The 4,089-nt window shown below is 37.4% G+C and carries 6 protein-coding genes; 3 read left to right on the top strand and 3 right to left on the bottom strand.

Translation table 11 applies throughout. The features are described from left to right. The 3 genes from ACXJIE_RS03445 to folD form a co-directional block, all read right to left on the bottom strand. Window positions 1-447 (bottom strand): site-2 protease family protein (locus ACXJIE_RS03445; RefSeq protein WP_456479583.1); only part of this gene is annotated, 447 nt, incomplete at its 3' end. A 16-nt stretch (window positions 448-463) separates the two neighbouring features. Next, window positions 464-1,303 (bottom strand): signal peptidase I, encoded by an 840-nt coding sequence (gene lepB / locus ACXJIE_RS03440; RefSeq protein WP_456479582.1) that lies wholly within the window; start codon window positions 1,301-1,303, stop codon window positions 464-466. Next, entirely contained in the window at window positions 1,304-2,155 is an 852-nt protein-coding gene (gene folD, locus ACXJIE_RS03435; protein ID WP_456479581.1) for a bifunctional methylenetetrahydrofolate dehydrogenase/methenyltetrahydrofolate cyclohydrolase FolD, read from the bottom strand. 67 nt (window positions 2,156-2,222) lie between these two features. On the opposite strand from folD, the gene ACXJIE_RS03430 reads away from it, so the two are divergent. The 3 genes from ACXJIE_RS03430 (at window position 2,223) to ACXJIE_RS03420 (ending at window position 3,965) form a co-directional block, all read left to right on the top strand. Continuing rightward, window positions 2,223-2,609, top strand: a complete 387-nt coding sequence (locus ACXJIE_RS03430) for a c-type cytochrome (protein WP_456479584.1) — start codon at window positions 2,223-2,225, stop codon at window positions 2,607-2,609. 1 nt (window position 2,610) lies between these two features. Beyond that, window positions 2,611-3,510 (top strand): HpcH/HpaI aldolase/citrate lyase family protein, encoded by a 900-nt coding sequence (locus tag ACXJIE_RS03425; protein ID WP_456479580.1) that lies wholly within the window; start codon window positions 2,611-2,613, stop codon window positions 3,508-3,510. Window positions 3,511-3,683: 173 nt separating this feature from the next. After that, the gene (locus ACXJIE_RS03420; RefSeq protein WP_456479579.1) at window positions 3,684-3,965 is read left to right on the top strand and encodes a hypothetical protein; all 282 of its coding nucleotides are present in this window, start codon (window positions 3,684-3,686) and stop codon (window positions 3,963-3,965) included. Window positions 3,966-4,089: the final 124 nt, after the last annotated feature.

Genomic DNA, 4,089 nt, shown 5'->3' with positions numbered 1-4,089 from the left:
AACGTTAATCAAAACCGTATACATTAAAAACATATACAAAAAAAGAGTTAAAAACCCATCCGGTTTTCCTACAACACCGATAAGCGTCGACGCAATAACCGCAAGCGTAAAGTTATATACCACACCGGCGATTGATACGTTAAAAGCTCCGATATAACCGCCTCTGTTTACAACTGTAAAAATATTCACGGGCACAGGTTTAGCCCATCCGAAAACTATAGGATCCGCCACCCCCGCGAGTTTTTGGGAGACAAAAAGAATTAAAGGAAAAACCACGCTGCCGAAAGGATCGATATGCTTTAAGGGGTTTATACTGAGCCTTCCTTCATAAGTCGCCGTCAAGTCCCCATAATGTTTCGCTACAAGCCCGTGCATAATCTCGTGCCCGACTATTGCCATGACAAACGCAAACGCCAAAGCCGAATATTTAATAATAAAAAATTCCAAGTTCCGCCCTTATTTTTTATCGGTCCGCATCCGGATTGCACCCGGCAGTCAGATACGGTTTTTTACCTTCCCTCAGTTCTTTTTCGATTTCGTCAATAGTTTTCCCTACCCTGTTCCACCTTATCGTGTAATTAGGACAGTTTTCCGCTTCGTCTTCCCCCGGTTTTTGCATAACCCAGCTCATATAAATAAACCACGGTTTACCTACTATAAGTTTATAAGGCACAGGACCCCAGAATCTGCTGTCGTTACTGTGATCCCTGTTGTCCCCCATCATAAAATAATTGTCTTTCGGAACAATTATAGGTCCGTAATTAACAACCTCTTCAGGAAAATCGACGTGCGGATGATCATGATGGATTCCGGGATGGTCTTTCATATAAGGGTTTTTAACCCATTTTTCACCGTTCATATCAACAACGCCCGCATACATTTTTTTGGCAAATTCAACGGTCTGTTTATCGCTGTTTTGAATTCTAAGGTATAGATTTTTATTTCTTACCATAAGTTTGTCGCCGCCAACAGCCACACATCTTTTTACAAAATGCATTTTAACGTTAACGGGCCATCTGAATATTACGATATCCCCCCTTTTGGGTCTCGGACCGTCTATTAAATGCCCGTCACCCCTGAAATCTGGAAGTACGGGAATTTCAAGCCATGGAATATGGGGAATCGGAACACCGTAGGCAAACTTTTTGGCAAACAGCGCGTCTCCTGGGAGAAGCGTTCTTTTCATACTGCCGCTCGGAATCACAAACGCCTGGGCTAAAAAGAATATTATTAATAAAACTATTACAATGGTACCCGTCCATGTATTGGACCAATGGTAAAATTTCTTAAGTTTCTCTTTCATTTAACCTCTTTTTAAAAATTTTTTTGCGGCTTTAACCGTGTTTTTAAGAAGCATTGCTATCGTCATCGGCCCTACCCCTCCCGGTACGGGCGTAATATATGAAGCTTTTTTACTTACGTTGTCAAAATCGACATCCCCTACCAATCTGCCGTCTTCAAGTCTGTTAATACCTATATCGATAACAATCGCACCCTCTTTTACCATATCCGCCGTTATAAGATTCGGTTTTCCGACTCCTACGATAACGATATCCGCCTTTTTGGTATGGGATTTAAGATCTTTCGTTTCAATATGACAGATATCCACCGTCGCCCAGGCGTTTACGAGAAGCGCCCACATAGGTTTGCCCACTATATTGCTCGCCCCCACAACACATACGTCTTTACCTTTGAGATCAATATCATACTCTTCAAATATTTCCATAACACCGAGGGGTGTGCAAGGGGCGAACGTATCAAGCCCCTCAACAAGCCTTCCCATATTGTAAGGATGGAAACCGTCAACGTCCTTACTCGGATCCACCGCTTCGAGAACTTTGGTCGTATCAATATGTTTCGGAAGCGGCAACTGAATCAAAAGCCCGTGGATATTGGGGTTTTCATTAATCATTTTAATGGTCGAGAGCAGCTCCTTTTCGGTAATGCTTTCGGGAAATTCATGTACAACGCTGTAAATTCCCACTTTCTGGCATGCGTTTCTTTTCATTCTCACATACGTATGGCTTGCCGGATCGTCTCCTACGAGAATTACCGCAAGACCGGGGGTGATTCCTTCGGCTTTAAGTTTTTCGACATCCGTCTTTAAACCGTCTTTTATTTTTTCGGAGAGTTTTTTTCCATCAAGAATTGTCATTATCTTTCCTTTTTGATAAAATGAGAAATATTTGAAATTTTAACATAAAAGGTGAAGGTTAATGTTAATTCGTCTGTTTTTTACCGCTCTGTTCGTTTTGGTTTACGCAAAAAACGAAGAATGGTTTATTACAAACCTTGAATACGGCAAAATGCTTTACAACAACCCAAGAGGCATCAGCTGCGCAAAATGTCACGGTATAAAGGGGGAAGGAAAAATCATAACCTCATTTATAAATTCCAAAGGCGAAAAAACGGTTATCAAAACGGAAAAATTTCACAATTTAACTTTTGAGTGGTTTAAAAAAATTTTATTCAAACGGATAAAATTAAAAAAATATTTAAAAAAACACCCTTCATCGCCCCTTAAATACCTCAACATAATGCCGAAATACAACTATTTAACCGATAACGAAATAAAAGCCATACTTCTTTATTTAAAATCGAAGGACTGAAATGATTTTCGAAAACACTGATTTTTTAAAAAAAATTGTCGAAAACAACGATATTAACAAAGCTTTAAACCTGATAAAACCGAATGATTTTACAACCGTAAAAACGGCAAAAAAAAGCGTAATTATGGTAAGCGGACATCAGATTAAACATTTAAACAAAATAGACGAACTTCCCGCCGATGTCATTATGCTCAATCTTGAAGACGGAGTGCCGGAAGATAAAAAAGAAATAGCCAGGATAATGTTGGGAGTTTTTTTATCAAACGTTAAAAGCACAGATAAAGAAATTGTCATAAGGGTAAACGCGCTGAACGAAGGAGGAATTGAAGACATTAAATTTTTAGACGGATTCAGCTTCAACGCTTTTAGAATTCCAAAAGTCAACAGTATCGAAGAAATAGACGACGTATTTATGCTTACGGATAAGGAAATACACGCCTCTATAGAAACCAAAGAGGCTTTTTTCAACTTAAGGGATCTGACCCATCCGAAACTTACGACGTTTTATATAGGGATTTACGATCTGCTTAACGAACTGAACGTCCCCCATTCCGTCATACGGACGGACAATCCGCTTATTCACAAAATTTTAGCCGACTTTTCCCTGACATCAAGATATATGAATATAACACCCGTGGGTTTTGTATATCAGAAATACAAGGATCTCGAAGGCTTTAAAAAATGGTGTTTGCTTCAGAAAAATTTAGGTATGCAGGGAGTCGGCTGTATTACACCCGCCCAGTGCGAAATAGCGAATAAAATATTTGAAGAAGACATCGAATTTGCCGAAATGATAGTCGAAAGATTTGAAAAAGAAGGCCCGTTCACCGTGAACGGGCTGTACGTTGATGAACCGATTTATAAAAATTACTTATCAATTTTAGGGCATTTCAAAAGATAACTTCTTTCACTTTTTGCGTAGTTACAGAACTTTGTCAAATTATTTGACATTAAAAATGATTTTATGATTTTTATTAAAAAATCTTTCAAAGGCGATTTTTGTAGGACCAAACGATAGGACCTTTTTGATATAATTCGTTTAGTAGGACTATTTGTTGGCAAAAAGGTTTTAAAATGGCAAAATATACTCAAAATGAATTATTTGAAATTGATTTTGGTAATAAAAAGAGTATTTATCTTGGTAATTATCTTTATCTTGTCAAAAGAGGTAACAAAAAGGTTTTTGAAGTTAAATATACAAATAAAAAAACAAAAAAAAGCATAAAAAAAGTCCTTGGTGAATTTAAACACAGCAAAAAGGATTATAAAAGATTAAGTGTAAGAGATGCCGAAACTCTTGCTAAAAAAATAATAGATTTATTTAATGAAGACAAAAAAGAAGAAATCAATAAATGATCTGTCAACACTTTTTAGGACACTTTTTTTAAATTTTCTGTGTTATTTTCAGAATGTAATATTTTTTGTTCAAATTCAACCGGTGACATATAACCTAAATAAGAATGCAATCTTTTACGGTTAT

The organism is Nautilia sp. (assembly GCF_053994455.1).
This window is presented reverse-complemented; position numbering and strand designations above follow the sequence as displayed.

Bases quoted from the DNA above. Each gene is read 5' to 3' on its own strand.
- ACXJIE_RS03425 (WP_456479580.1), top strand. From the start codon at position 2,611: ATGATTTTCGAAAACACTGATTTTTTAAAAAAAATTGTCGAAAACAAC.
- folD (WP_456479581.1), bottom strand. From the start codon at position 2,155: ATGACAATTCTTGATGGAAAAAAACTCTCCGAAAAAATAAAAGACGGT.
- lepB (WP_456479582.1), bottom strand. From the start codon at position 1,303: ATGAAAGAGAAACTTAAGAAATTTTACCATTGGTCCAATACATGGACG.
- ACXJIE_RS03420 (WP_456479579.1), top strand. From the start codon at position 3,684: ATGGCAAAATATACTCAAAATGAATTATTTGAAATTGATTTTGGTAAT.